At 68.9% G+C, this 12,484-nt stretch carries 11 protein-coding genes; 4 read left to right on the top strand and 7 right to left on the bottom strand.

The window, feature by feature from the left end; all coding sequences use genetic code 11:
- Positions 1-61 precede the first annotated feature (61 nt).
- Positions 62-2,758, top strand: coding sequence for a bifunctional GNAT family N-acetyltransferase/acetate--CoA ligase family protein (locus EV651_RS36935; RefSeq protein ID WP_133790078.1), 2,697 nt, complete (start codon positions 62-64; stop codon positions 2,756-2,758).
- Here the strand turns inward: EV651_RS36935 and EV651_RS36930 are convergent, their stop codons facing one another.
- Genes EV651_RS36930 through EV651_RS36920 form a run of 3 tightly spaced genes read right to left on the bottom strand, consistent with a single transcriptional unit; the run spans position 2,759 to position 4,865 of the window.
- On the bottom strand, positions 2,759-4,123 hold the full coding sequence (locus EV651_RS36930; RefSeq protein ID WP_133790076.1) for an MBL fold metallo-hydrolase RNA specificity domain-containing protein: 1,365 nt from the start codon (positions 4,121-4,123) through the stop codon (positions 2,759-2,761).
- Complete coding sequence (locus EV651_RS36925; RefSeq protein WP_133790074.1) at positions 4,120-4,476, bottom strand: hypothetical protein; 357 nt, start codon at positions 4,474-4,476, stop codon at positions 4,120-4,122. The genes EV651_RS36930 and EV651_RS36925 overlap by 4 nt, the downstream gene beginning before the upstream one ends.
- A gap of 26 nt (positions 4,477-4,502) precedes the next feature.
- A complete protein-coding gene (locus tag EV651_RS36920; protein WP_133790072.1) occupies positions 4,503-4,865 on the bottom strand; it encodes a hypothetical protein in 363 nt (120 codons plus the stop codon).
- 340 nt (positions 4,866-5,205) lie between these two features.
- Between EV651_RS36920 and EV651_RS36915 the strand changes: the two genes are divergently transcribed.
- A complete protein-coding gene (locus tag EV651_RS36915; protein WP_133790070.1) occupies positions 5,206-5,424 on the top strand; it encodes a hypothetical protein in 219 nt (72 codons plus the stop codon).
- Between the two features lie 45 nt (positions 5,425-5,469).
- Positions 5,470-6,231 (top strand): triacylglycerol lipase, encoded by a 762-nt coding sequence (locus EV651_RS36910; RefSeq protein WP_133790068.1) that lies wholly within the window; start codon positions 5,470-5,472, stop codon positions 6,229-6,231.
- Here EV651_RS36910 and EV651_RS36905 read toward each other — a convergent pair.
- Genes EV651_RS36905 through EV651_RS36890 form a run of 4 tightly spaced genes read right to left on the bottom strand, consistent with a single transcriptional unit; the run spans position 6,212 to position 11,485 of the window.
- Positions 6,212-7,651, bottom strand: coding sequence for a wax ester/triacylglycerol synthase family O-acyltransferase (locus EV651_RS36905; RefSeq protein ID WP_133790066.1), 1,440 nt, complete (start codon positions 7,649-7,651; stop codon positions 6,212-6,214). The genes EV651_RS36910 and EV651_RS36905 overlap by 20 nt on opposite strands.
- Positions 7,648-8,538 carry a 2-oxo acid dehydrogenase subunit E2 gene (locus tag EV651_RS36900; RefSeq protein ID WP_133790064.1) on the bottom strand — a complete coding sequence of 297 codons (891 nt, stop codon included), beginning with the start codon at positions 8,536-8,538 and terminating at the stop codon, positions 7,648-7,650. The genes EV651_RS36905 and EV651_RS36900 overlap by 4 nt, the downstream gene beginning before the upstream one ends.
- Entirely contained in the window at positions 8,486-10,462 is a 1,977-nt protein-coding gene (locus EV651_RS36895; RefSeq protein WP_133790062.1) for a neutral/alkaline non-lysosomal ceramidase N-terminal domain-containing protein, read from the bottom strand. Before EV651_RS36895 ends, EV651_RS36900 begins: the two co-directional genes overlap by 53 nt.
- A gap of 36 nt (positions 10,463-10,498) precedes the next feature.
- Complete coding sequence (locus EV651_RS36890) at positions 10,499-11,485, bottom strand: BtrH N-terminal domain-containing protein (RefSeq protein ID WP_166658914.1); 987 nt, start codon at positions 11,483-11,485, stop codon at positions 10,499-10,501.
- A 316-nt stretch (positions 11,486-11,801) separates the two neighbouring features.
- Here EV651_RS36890 and EV651_RS36885 point away from each other — a divergent pair, with 316 nt between their 5' ends.
- The gene (locus EV651_RS36885; protein ID WP_133790058.1) at positions 11,802-12,431 is read left to right on the top strand and encodes a hypothetical protein; all 630 of its coding nucleotides are present in this window, start codon (positions 11,802-11,804) and stop codon (positions 12,429-12,431) included.
- Positions 12,432-12,484 lie beyond the last annotated feature (53 nt).

The raw sequence follows: 12,484 nt of genomic DNA, 5'->3' as shown, positions 1-12,484 counted from the left end.
ACGGCACTGGCCCGGACGGGCCTCGCCGCGGTGAGCTGGTGGGGTGTCGGAAGGAGCTGTCATGACCGCGATCGAGCAGCCGGACGCCCGGCCGGGAGCAGGCTGGGACGTGCTGGCAGCGGACGGGTCCGTCGTACGGATCCGTCCGGTGCGTGAGGACGACGAGCAGGCGCTTGAGGCCATGAACCAACGGGTGTCCGACGAATCGATCTATCTGCGCTTCTTCGGGATCAGCCGGCACATGGCCGACGAGTACACCCATCACTTGGCCGCTGACCACGGCGATCACGTGGCGCTGGTCGCGGAGTACGGCGACGACGTGGTCGGCATCGCGAGCTACGAGACTCTGCGGGCCGGCGAGGCCGAGATGGCCTTCCTGCTGCAAGACTCGGTCCACGGCCGGGGAATCGGGACATTGCTGCTCGAGCAGCTGGCTGCCACCGCCCGCGAGAACGGCATCGAGCGGTTGCGGGCCGACACGCTCGGCGAGAACGCCAAGATGCTGCGGGTGCTCGTCGACTCGGGGTTCGAGCAGGTCCGCAAGCTCGGTGGCGGCGTGGTGGAGCTGGTGCTCGACACGGCGTACCACCCGATGACGCTGGAGAAGATGGCCAATCGTGAGCGGGCGGCCGAGAACCGCTCGTTACAACGACTTTTCTCGCCGCGGACGGTCGCGGTGATCGGCGCCGGCCGCCGGCCTGGCGGCATCGGCCATGAGCTCCTGCACAACATCGTCAGGGGCGGCTTCACCGGTTCTGTGTACGCCGTGAATCCGCACGCCGCCGAGGTTGCCGACGTACCGGCGTACCCCTCGATCTCGGCAGTGCCGTCCGCAGTCGATCTCGCGGTCATCGCTGTTCCGGCGGAGCAGGTGCTGGACGTGCTCACGGAGTGTGGCAAGTGCGGGGTCGGTGGCGCGGTCGTGCTGACGTCAGGGTTCTCGGAGCTCGGAGCGACCGGCCGCGAGCTGCAGCGCGAGCTGCTGGAGATCGCCCGGCGACACAGCATCCGGCTGATCGGGCCGAACTGTCTCGGCCTGGTGAACACGTCACCGGACGTGCGCCTGAACGCGACCTTCGCCGAGGTCTCGCCGACGCCCGGAGCGCTTGCCATCGCGGCACAGTCCGGTGCTGTCGGCATCGCCGTACTGGAGCATGCCGGCCGGACCGGACTGGGGATCTCCGAGTTCGTTTCCCTCGGCAACAAGGTCGATGTCAGCGGCAACGACGTACTGCTGCACTGGTGGGACGACCCGCGGACCGCGGTGATCGGGCTGTATCTGGAGTCGTTCGGGAACCCGCGCAAGTTCGGCGGCCTGGCCCGGATGATCGGCCGGACGAAGCCGATCCTGGTCGTCAAGGGTGGCCGGTCGACCGGTGGCCGCCGCGCCGGTGCGTCGCACACGGCGGCCGCCGCGACTCCGGAGACCGCCGTCGACGCGCTGTTCGCGCAGTCCGGCGTACTGCGGATGGACACCGTCGAGGAACTGGTGGAAACCGCTCGCGTACTCGCTGTGCCGCCGTTGCCGCGTGGTCGGCGGGTCGCGGTCGTGGGCAACGCAGGTGGCGCGGGAATCCTCGCGGCCGATGCTGCCGCGCGTCTCGGTCTCGAACTACCGGAGCTGAGCACGGCCGTCCAGGAGCAGCTCGCAGCGGTCGGGGCCGTGGGTACGGCGAACCCCGTCGACCTCGGCGCGGCGGCATCACCCTCCAGCCTGCAGCAGGCATTGCGGGCGCTGCTGGGAAGCGGGGAGATCGACTGCATGGTGGTGAACTACGCCGTGACCCGGGCCGGTAACGTCGACGAGATCTACGAGGCAATCGCCGCGGCCGGTGCGGCGGCCGAGTTGCCGATCGTGGTGAACTGCGTCGGATCGGTGCACGCTGCTCCGGAGATCGCGCTGGCGGACGGACGGCGGCTGCCGGTGTTCCCGTTCCCGGAGAGTGCGGTCCGCGCCTTGGCCCATGCCGTTCGGTACGCCGAGTGGCGCGCGCGGCCGCAGGGCGTCGTACCAGAGCTGGCTCGCGTGGACGCGGCAGGAGCTCGCGGAGTGGTCGAGCGGTTCTTCCGGCGGTCGCCCGAGGGCGGATGGCTGGACCCGCTGCAGGCGAGTCAGCTGCTGCGCCGCGCCGGGGTCTCCGTGATTCCGGTCGTGACAGCGGCATCCCGCGCGGAGGCGATCGCGGCGGCCGGTTATCCGGTCGTGCTGAAGACCGCTGCGCCCGGCGTACTGCACAAGACCGACATCGGTGGCGTGCGGGTCGGGCTGGCGAACGCGATCGAGCTCGGCAAGGCCTACGAAGAGATCACGTCGGCTGCCGGGGATCCACGGGTCCTGGTTCAGGCAATGGCGCCGAAGGGGACCGAGTTGGCGATCGGTGTCGTGCGGGATCGGCTGTTCGGGCCGCTGCTGATGGCCGGCAGCGGTGGGGTGCTGACCGACGTACTGGCTGATCGGCAGTGGCGTGGTTTGCCTCTGACCGATCTGGATGCGCTCGACATGCTGCACTCGCTGCGCTGCGCTCCGGTGCTGGCCGGGTACCGCGGAGCGCAAGCCGCTGACCAGGAGGCCGTGCTCAGTGTCATCCACCGGATCGCGTGGCTGGCGACTGTGGTGCCCGAGCTCGCCGAACTGGACATCAACCCGCTGGTAGCCGCTCCGTCCGGAGCCTTCGCTGTCGACGTGCGGATCCGCCTGACACCGTCCGCACCCGAGCCCGACTGGTACGGCCGACACCTGCGTGGTGACGATTCCTGATCAGAACCGGACCCGCTCGAGGTGGCTCGGCGTGACCGCGGTCCACTCGAGCTCGTCCTGGATCCGCCGGGCCAGCTCGGCGCGGGCGTGGTCCTCGCCGTGGACGACGTACACGGTCTCCGGCGCGCTCGGCGCCGCTGAAAGCCAGTCGATCAGTTCGTCGGAGTCGGCGTGAGCGGAGAACTCGGACAGTCCGACGACCTGCGCGCGGACCGGGATGTAGCGGCCATGGATCTTGATCGAACGAGCGCCGTCCAGCAGCGCTCGGCCACGAGTGCCGGGAACCTGGAAGCCGGGGAGGATCACGGTGTTGCGCTTGCCCGGCAGGAGCCGGGCCAGGTGGTAGAGGACGCGTCCGCCGGTTGCCATGCCGGACGCCGAGATGACGATCGCCGGGCGTCCGGGATCGCTGATCCGCATCGATTCCTCGACGGAGTGGACCAGGCGCAGGGTGCCGGGGTCGAACGGGTCCGGCCCGCCGAGGATCTCAGGACGGAGCTCGGGCGACTTGTTCGTGACGGCCGCGCGGTAGACGTTCAGGGCGGCCAGGGCCATCGGGCTGTTCACGTAGACGGGCAGCCGCGGGATCAGATCGGTGCGCATCAGTCCGGCGAGCTCGTGCAGCAGGACCGCCGTACGGTCGATCGCGAAGGCCGGCATCAGGACGACTCCGCCTCGCTCCGCGGTCGTGCTGATCAGGCGGCCGAGCTGGGCGTGGTCGAGCGGCTGGTGGTGCCGGTCGCCGTACGTCGACTCGACCAGGACCGTGTCGACGGCCGGCGGAGGCTCCGGCGGACGGAGCAAGGGGTGCTCCTGCCGCCCGAGGTCACCGCTGACCAGGAGGCGTCGCCCGTCGATCTCCAGTTCGGCGAACGCCGAGCCGAGGATGTGGCCGGCGCGGTGCAGAGTCACCGCCGCGGCACCCAGCTCGGTGCGGCCGTCGGCCGGGCGGAACAGCCTGATGGCCCGTTCCGCGTCCTCGGTGTCGAAGAGCGGTTGCGGGGGATCGTGCCGGGAGTAGCCGCCGGCGCGGGCGTGCTGGGCGTCCTCCATCTGGAGGTGGGCGGCGTCGCGGAGCACGATCGCCGCGACGTCCGCCGTACCGGGGGTGCAGATCACCGGGCCGTGGAACCCTTGCCGGACCAGGCTGGGCAGATAGCCGCAGTGGTCGAGGTGCGCGTGCGTGAGGACGACGGCGTCCAGTGACGCCGGGTCGACCGGGAACGGGTCCCAGTTGCGGCGGCGCCACCGTGCCTCGCCCTGGAACAGACCGCAGTCGAGCAGGATCCGCTGCTGGTCGTGCTCCAGCAGGAACTTGCTGCCGGTCACCGTTCCGGCCGCGCCGAGAAAGGTGAGCACTCTCATGAGGCGCTTTCGAGAGTCTGCTCGAAGCGGAGGGCCACCCGGGTGAGGGCGCGGAGCGCGGCGACCGTCTCGGCGATCTCCCGATGGGAACTCGTCGGGTGGACCGTCCGGAAGAGGTCGTTGCGGAGATCCTCGAGACCGTCGAGGAGATGCTCGATCTCGTCGACGACGATCACGTCGTACGGCCGCTGGGCGGCGAGCAACGGAAGGATGCGACCGCGGAAGGCGACGAGCGTGTGCTGCGCCTCGGCCAGCCGGCGCTCTTCGAGGAACCAGTTGCCGGACACACTGGTCTCGGCGAGTTCGTCGAGGTCGGCCTCCCAGCGATCGATCTCCTGACGCAAGGTACTCATGACTGCTCCTCCCACGGGTGTCACTTTCAGGTTCGCCCTCGGGAGGCAGACGGCGCTGCGGGCAACAGTCCCGACCTGGCAGGCCGTTCGGCCGTCAGCCGATCGCGGCGAGTAGTGGCGACGGGGGAGCGGCTCGGGTACGGGCCGGTGGTGTACCTGTTGAGCTCGACGACGTTGCCGTCGACGTCGCGGATGATGTGGCACAGGCCGTTCCAGCGGGCGACCTCGACGCCGATGGCGATCAGTCGGACCCGGCTGGGGCCGGAGGCGAACGGCTCGGGGGAGTCGCAACGGCGCGTGTGCCACGCCCCGTCCTGGTAATAGGTTTCGATGTCGGCGTGCAGTGAGACGTCGTCGTCACCCAGGCCGGTGTCGTCACGCGTTGTCATCGAGGCCGCCTCCCATCGTCCGCGGCGGCTAGCCCCAGAATCTGGCCACACGAAATCGGCAAGTTCTTGTCCAGACTGTGCCCGACGCCGGGGCCGAGCGGTCGTGCCAAAGGTCCCGAGTTCGCCGGGACATCCGTCCTTACGCCGCCTGTCCCTGCCCGCCGTGGAGTGGTAGCGTTCAGGCATCGAGGTGGCCCGGGACCCTGGCACCCAGCGATCGCGCTTGGGGGCTTGTGGTGGTGGTTTCGGATGGTTGTTCTTCCTTCGGCGGGATGTCCGCGTGCGTGTTGTCATCGCCTGATCCCAGCCCCGGCCACGGGGCGGGCCTGAGGTCGCGACGATGATCACCGGGTATCTGGATCGTCTGGCACATTCCTCGCACTTCGACTCCTGGCAGACCGAAGAGCTGAAGGACGCCCTGGTGACCGTCGACGACGCGATCCTGGACAGTGCGCGGCCGACCGGTCACGGACCCGGAGCGGTCAGCATTCGGTTCGAGATCTACCGGCAACGGCTGCAGCGCGAATTGGACCACCGCGCTGCGGCAAGTGACCTGTAGGAACGCTGACCTGAGATCTACACTCGAGGTGGAGTGTGAGGTCCCATGTCCGGCGTCAGCAATTGGGAACCGTTCACCCCGCCGGCCGCGCTGCGACGCCGCGAGGTGCTCGGCTGGCTCGGCTACGTCCAGGCAGTCGGGCCGCGAGTTCCGGCCGTGGATGCTCGCCGGTCCCGGCCCGTGCCCGTGCTGACGGTTCCCGGGTTCCTCACCGGGGACTGGTCGATGATCCCGCTGGCGCGATACCTGCGACGCTCCGGGCACGCGACCTTCACAAGCGGGATGGCGCTGAACTCCGGCTGCACGGAGATGCACCTCGAAGGGCTCGAACGACGCCTTCAACAGGTCGCCGACGAGGCGGGCAGGCCGGTGGCGCTGGTGGGGCAGAGCCGTGGCGGCACGCTGTGCCGGATGCTGGCTGTACGACGACCTGACCTGATCGCCGGCGTGGTGACCCTGGCCTCCCCACTGCTGCACCAGCTCCCCACCACCCCGGCCATCGTCGCGCAGGTCAAGTTCATGGCCGGCCTGAACGTCGCTGCCTGGCCGTGGTTGCTGACCACGGACTGCCTGACCGGCGCGTGCGCGGAGCGGACGAGTGCCTTGCTCGAGTCGCCGTGGCCACCCGGCATGCCGTTCGTATCGGTGTACTCGCGGCTGGACGGCGTGGTCGACTGGCGCGCGTGCCTCGACCCCGCCGCCGAGCAGGTGGAGGTCGGCAGCACGCACAACGGGATGGGCACGGACAGGCACGTTCAGCGCCTGGTCGCCACCAAGCTCGAGACGTTCAGCGAGCACCGAAGCTGACCAGCAAGGTCAGTTCCGCGACCATCCAGTCGGCGATGCGCTGCACGTCGGGCACCTGGCCGCGGTCGGCGACGATGCCGATCGAGAGGTTGTCGCGGTAGCTCATCACGGTGAGGTTCAGCCCGAGCCCATCGGTGATGCCGGCCAGCGGCACCATGGACTCCACCGCTGCGCCGGCGAGGTACAGCGTCTGCTGCGGTCCACGGACGTTCGAGATGTTCACGTTCATCGCCGGTGTCAACGGTGCCCAGGCGTTGAGGCGGGTGAGCAACTGGACGGTCCGGACGAGGAACGGAGCCGGAACCATGCGGATCGTGTCGGTCAACGCGTCGGGCGCGGTCGTGCCGAGGTCACGCAGGGCCGACAGCATCGCGCGGTGCGCGACGCCCAGCCGGGCAGCCGGATCGTCGACATCGGTCGGGATCGGTACGACGACGGCGCTGAGCTGGTTGCCGACGGACGTGGAGCTGGGGTCGCGGAGGGAAACGGGAACCACTGCGGTGAGGGCCCGTTCCGGCAGCTCGGCATGATCGAGCAGCCAGCGACGCAGTGCACCGGCCGCGATCGCCAGCACCACGTCGTTGACGCTCACCGCGAAGTGCCGTTTCACCGCCCTGACGTCGTCGAGAGCCACACTGGCGAAGCCGATCCGGCGATGCGGGGAGATCTGCCGGTTGAACGAGGTTCGCGGCGCGCGTGCGATCGGTGTGTGCCGGCGACGGCGTGCCAGGAGCGCGGTGGTGGCACCGATCAGTCGCGCCCCGGGCATGCTGCCGAAGACCGGCAGCTCGTCAACTCCGGACAACGCCGCGGGCAAGCGGGTCATTGCACGGACCGGTTGGCGCACGACGCCACCCAAGCTGCGCAGGAACATCGACGCGGCGGCCGGCGGCGGCGCGAACGGATCTGGCGACGGTACCGGACGACCGCGCGGGTTCGCTTCGGCGTCGGTCAACGCGGTCAGGATCTGCAGTCCCGCCTGGGCGTCGGCGATCGCGTGGTGGACCTTGGTCAGCACGGCGGCCCGGCCTCCGGTCAGACCTTGAACCAGGTACATCTCCCAGAGCGGGCGCGACCGATCCAGCGGGCGCGAGAAGATCCGTGCCACCTGCTCCCGGAGCAGCTCGGCGTCACCTGGTTCGGGAAGCGCCACCTCCCGGATGTGGTAGTCCAGGTCGACATCGCCCTCGACCCAGTACGGCCGGTCCAGCCCGAACGGAACGCCTGCCAGTCGTCGGCGGAACGCCGGTACCAGATCCAGGCGCTCGCGCAGGAGTTCCCGCAGCCGCTGGACCGTGAGCCTGCCCCCGCCAAGTGCGGCCGGATCGACCGTGAGCAGCACTGCTGTGTGCGTCCGGACGCGGTCGTTCTCCGCGGCGAGATAGACCGCACCGAGGTCGTCGACCTGTTGGATCGTCATGTCGCCTGCCGCGTCCCGGTACGGCCGCACTCACGCCGTACGGCGTCCTCCGGCAGTCCGAAGGACCGGACCGGTTCCTCCAACCGGCTGCGGAGCAGCTCCGCGGACCGCGCGGCGTACAAGCCGTCCTCGATCCTTTCGTCGAACGTCCAGCGCAGCGGCAGCATCGGCCGCACCAGGATCTGGCCGTCGTCGTCGGCGACCGGAGTCGGCCGAACTCTCCCGACGACCAGGAACAGCGGGCAGTTGCCGTGCTCGTACAGATGGTGGAAGGCCGCGTCGGTCTTGAGGCTGCCCAGATTCGACACGACGGCCGACGAGTACAGCGGATCCGAGCGGGTCAGGGCGGACGGCAGCACGCCGCGTGCGTCGAGCCAGTGGAACAGCGAGACCGCGACGTCGAGCAGCGGCGCGGGCAGGGCAAGAAAGAGTTTCAGTTCCTTGTCGACCTCGGCCACGCCGCCGGCGCGTGCTTCGTGGATCGCGGTGTCGAGGTCCCGAATGACCGTGGCCAGGCTCTCGCCCGGCTCGAAGCGTCGCTTGATCATCTCCAACGGCGCGTTGTCGGCGAATTCCTTCATGGCGCCGAAGGAGAGGTGGACGCCGTCCCGCTGGTACAGCCGGCGGCCGCTGACGAACCGGTTCATCCGCGGCCGGGTGTGCAGCATCCCGGCGAGTTCGTGCAGCACCAGGACGAACAGGCTCAGCCGCGGTCCACCCGCTGCGTTCCAGCGCCCGACCCAGTCCTGCGCCGCGCCGACGTCGACGAGTTGCTCGAAGTAGACCGTCGACTCGGTCCGACGGCGCATGATGAACGGCATGACGGCCCGTTCGTCAGGACTGTCGGTGACAAGCTGGCCGTCGTTGCGTCGCGGTCTGGTCCGCATGGCGTCCTCCCTCACTCTCGATGGTGAACACCCGCGAGGTTCCCGAGTAGGGTCGAAGTACCCGGTGAGCCGTCCCGTGGCAACGGATCCGATACGTACCGGCCGCGTCCTGCGGCACTGTCCAGGTCACGACGGCGATCTGCGCGAAACGCGTTCGGCGCCAGCGGAACGTCGTGGACCAGTCGCCGTCGTCAGCCACGGTCAGCCAGTCGTCGGCAGCCCGGCGCTGGATCTCCAGGTAGGTCCGGTTGCGCTGCAGATCGTTGTTCGGGTACGCCGCCGCGAAGATCGCGGTAACCGTTTCACCAGGTCGATAGGTGCGGCGCGGCTCGAGCAGGACGTCGCCGAAGTCGAGACCGGCCGGCGCCTCGTCCCGTGGGATCCGCAGGCGGGCCGGGCGTAGCCGATCGGAGAAGTCCGGTTCCGCGTCGCCGTACCGCACCGGTACGCCGTCGCGCATTGCCGAGGCGAGCTCGCTCGCGACCTGTTGCAGAGCGGGTAACGTCCATCGGCCGAACAAGGTGCTGCCACCTTCGTATTGCTGGGTGTCGTACTCCTCCGGTGTCGTGACGTAGTGGAGATAGCCGTTGCTGTAGCCGGCGACCAGGACGTTCGCCAGTTCCGCGCCTGTGATCGAGGCTACGGTGCGACGCAGCCGGAGGCCGGCGACGATCGTGACTTCGGCGGGAACACCGAGGAGGTACAGCTGCCCGATGCGCAGCAGTTGCACGGGCGCGCGCCGCGCCACGTAGTGCCCACGCAGGCCGCCGACGACCAGCGCCTTCGGTGCCTGAACGTCGCGCAGTCCGGGGCGCAGGCGGTAGATCAGGCGGGAGATCCGGTCCCAGAAGGGGTTCCGGCCCTCGTGGAAACCGCGGAACGCCGGACCGTCCTCCTCGCTGCCGGCGAGGGCGGAAGCGCCGCCGACCGGCGGTCCGGTCCGATGGTCCCGGCCGTCACCGCTGAACTCGGGCCGGACGACGACGCCGCTCAGATCCACGTGCGTCAGCCGATGGTCGATGCCGCCGTGCAGCACCGAACCCGGCGCGGTCAGCAGCCGTGCAGCAGCCTCGTACTGGCGCAGCCCGATGATGCGGGTGTTCTCGACCTCGTCGGCTGTCGGACCGTGGCCGGGCCGCAGGTCGAGATTCGGCGTGAGATCGCCGGCATTCGTCTGTGCGAAGGCTCCGACGAAGTCACCCGCCCGGTGCGCCCGATAGTCGACGCCGGCTACCAGACGTTCCCAGTGGTAGGCGGCGTACCCCTTGTTGTCCCCGCTGATCAAGGTGTTCCTGTTCGTCATGCTGGTGTTGTGCACTCCGAACCAGTTGATCGCGCCGACCGGTGTGCCGCCGCGCTCGATCCGCAGCAACGTCGTCTGTGCGTCGACGGCGTCCGGGAAGCACCGCCGGTCCGACGGCGGATTGTTGTCGAAGGCCACTTTCGATCGATTGGCACTCGCGTCGCGCAGCTCACCGTGCGACAGCGTGAGTACGGCGGGTGCGAGGTCGGCGTGCGCCCGCGCGGCGGCCTCGGTCATTCCGTCGACGATCGCCGCGAACGTCTTCGGCCGGAAGCCACCGGTGTTCGAGTGATAGAGGCGGTGGTGCGAGTAGCCACCCGGCCCGCAGTGCGTGTGCGTCGCGGTGACCATCGTGTTGTTCTCGTTGTACAGCGTTCCGTAAGAGGCCTGCAGCCGGTCGAGCAGTGCGCGGCAGACGCTGTCGAACACCATGGGCAGGTCGTTCACGACGATCAGCACTCGTCGTCCGTCGGCGTCCGCGAACACGAAGGCACGGGATCGCAGTCGCAGGTGGATGCCGTCGCTGCGTTGCCTGGACTTGCCGTAGCCGAGCATGCCGGTGTCCGCGGGTTCGCCGGTGATGTCGGCGATCCCGCGACCACAAAGATACTCGGTGGACATCAGCGGGCGACCCCGTCGTCAATCACCCTTCCACCGTCAGGCCTCGTCCGCGGTCAGGGTTTTCAGGCTCTGCCAGAGGAGTTCTTCGCGGTCGGCGATCTCGTACATGGGCCTGGTGGCGGGGCCCAGAAGGTCGGCAGGGTTGTCGAGTTCGGCGGCCGCGGAGAAGGTAGCGGCGACGTCTTCCCAGAGATCGCCGATCGCGTTCAGTTCACTGCCGAGTTCGTCGAGCCGGGCCTCGCCGGTGATGCTGGCGGCTTCGCCTAGGAAGCGTGCGTACATGTAGCGGAAGATGCCACCGCCGGTGCCACCGCGGGCGTCGATGAACAGCGCGGTGTTGAAACAGGTACGGCGGAGCGCGTCGGTGCCGAGCGCATCGGGCCAGCGCAGCGTCTCCTGGATCGCTTTGCGTATCCCGCGTACACCGAGGTTGCCGATCGGTGGCGTCAGCATGCCGTCGCACACCTCGGTGATCGCGGCGCGAACGTCGGACGGGCGTGGCTCGCGCGCGTTGCTGAAATCGAAGGTGTACCAGCTGTGCCGGGGCGGGAACGGCCGGAAAGCGGATCCGCGCGCCTGCTCCAGCACGTCCCAGTCGACCGAATGAAGTTGCTGATCCCGGTCCGCGATCAGCACCTGCCCGGTCTGAGGGTCGTAGCCTGCCACGACGACGACGTGTCCCCCGAAGTGATAGCCGGCCGGCAGGTCGAAGTACGGCAGGAATCCCATGTCGACGTACACGAGTGTGGGCTCGCCGGCCTCCAGGAGCTGCCGCAGTTCCGCTTGAGCGACGCGGGCACTGGACGTGGCGTGAGACGCGACGGCGACGCCCGTACGTCGGCCCGCTGTCTTCTCCAGGCCTTCCGCCCTCGGACTCGCGTGGTTGGCGCGGCCACCGTAGAAGGGATCAGTGCCCTTGAAGTGGAAGTACACGAAACCGAGCCCTGAACCGAGGCCCAGCAGGAGCTCTTCGCTGATCGGGTACCCGTGGAAGTCGTACACGTGCTTCAGCGACCCAGTCACGCAATGGTGCGTCGGACTGCTGCTGAACCCAGGGAAGGGCCGAAACACTGCAGGCCCGCTGACCGTGGTTGCCATCTCACTGCCTCCTGATCACCCGACTTCGTGCCCAGCCTGCTGCGGCCCGACGCACGGCCACAGTGCCGAAAGTCCCGTCGTCGGATCCGCTCAAGACTCCTTCGGCCGACGCAGGGACGTCGTACCCCCAATTGATGGGTCTTCAGGCCCTGGCCGCGGCCAGAGGTTTCTGCCGAAGGTGGAAGATGACGCGACCGGTCGTCCGGTCAGCGGGGGGATCAGCGTGGGGTGGGGGTCGGCTATGGGAGCAGATTGCTTCTCGTTCGGCCCCAAGGGGGAGATAGGGCCGCGACTGACGGTCTACCGAGCCATTTGGCGGGCGTTCTGCGGTGCTTCTGTCGCGCTCGGCGTCGTTGCCGCCGTGCTGGTACTGCCGACAGAAATCGTGGGACTGGCACTCCTGGCCATTCTCCTGGCCGGCGCGACCGCTTTGGGCCTGTACGGCGGCGTTGGCACGCCCCGTTGGACGAGACGACAAGTCGTGACCGGCGCCGCGGTAGCGGCTGCGGTGACAACCCTCGTCCTCGGCCTCACCATCGTGCTCGGTCCGAGCGTGTTCTGGCTGACCGTACTCTTGGCGGCCGCTTCGCCTCCCGCGGTGCATTGGTGCGGCGTGAGACTAGGCCTCGGTACGGCGATCACGCAGGTCGAGGTACCGAAACGCAGTACCGCGGACCTTTGCCGGCAATGGCGTGAGAGTTGCGAAGCACTGCGGCACGCGAGGACCGACAACCAGCGACTCCGCATCGTCATGGAGCGCCAGCGATGCCTCGACGAACTCGACCGGCGCGACCCTGAGGGCCTACAGGCCTGGCTGGCGTCCGCGGCCAGCGCCGCCGGCGATCCAGCCAGATTCCTCAAGAGCCAGTAGTCACCGAGTCAGGGTCGGGATTCGGCGTCTGTGATGGGGGAGGGTTTGAGGCC

The organism is Kribbella sp. VKM Ac-2571 (genome assembly GCF_004362255.1).
GTDB classification, from domain to species: Bacteria; Actinomycetota; Actinomycetes; order Propionibacteriales; family Kribbellaceae; genus Kribbella; species Kribbella pratensis.
This window is presented reverse-complemented; position numbering and strand designations above follow the sequence as displayed.

Bases quoted from the DNA above. Each gene is read 5' to 3' on its own strand.
- EV651_RS36935 (WP_133790078.1), top strand. From the start codon at position 62: ATGACCGCGATCGAGCAGCCGGACGCCCGGCCGGGAGCAGGCTGGGAC.
- EV651_RS36930 (WP_133790076.1), bottom strand. From the start codon at position 4,123: ATGAGAGTGCTCACCTTTCTCGGCGCGGCCGGAACGGTGACCGGCAGC.
- EV651_RS36925 (WP_133790074.1), bottom strand. From the start codon at position 4,476: ATGAGTACCTTGCGTCAGGAGATCGATCGCTGGGAGGCCGACCTCGAC.
- EV651_RS36920 (WP_133790072.1), bottom strand. From the start codon at position 4,865: ATGACAACGCGTGACGACACCGGCCTGGGTGACGACGACGTCTCACTG.
- EV651_RS36915 (WP_133790070.1), top strand. From the start codon at position 5,206: ATGATCACCGGGTATCTGGATCGTCTGGCACATTCCTCGCACTTCGAC.
- EV651_RS36910 (WP_133790068.1), top strand. From the start codon at position 5,470: ATGTCCGGCGTCAGCAATTGGGAACCGTTCACCCCGCCGGCCGCGCTG.
- EV651_RS36905 (WP_133790066.1), bottom strand. From the start codon at position 7,651: ATGACGATCCAACAGGTCGACGACCTCGGTGCGGTCTATCTCGCCGCG.
- EV651_RS36900 (WP_133790064.1), bottom strand. From the start codon at position 8,538: ATGCGGACCAGACCGCGACGCAACGACGGCCAGCTTGTCACCGACAGT.
- EV651_RS36895 (WP_133790062.1), bottom strand. From the start codon at position 10,462: ATGTCCACCGAGTATCTTTGTGGTCGCGGGATCGCCGACATCACCGGC.
- EV651_RS36885 (WP_133790058.1), top strand. From the start codon at position 11,802: ATGGGAGCAGATTGCTTCTCGTTCGGCCCCAAGGGGGAGATAGGGCCG.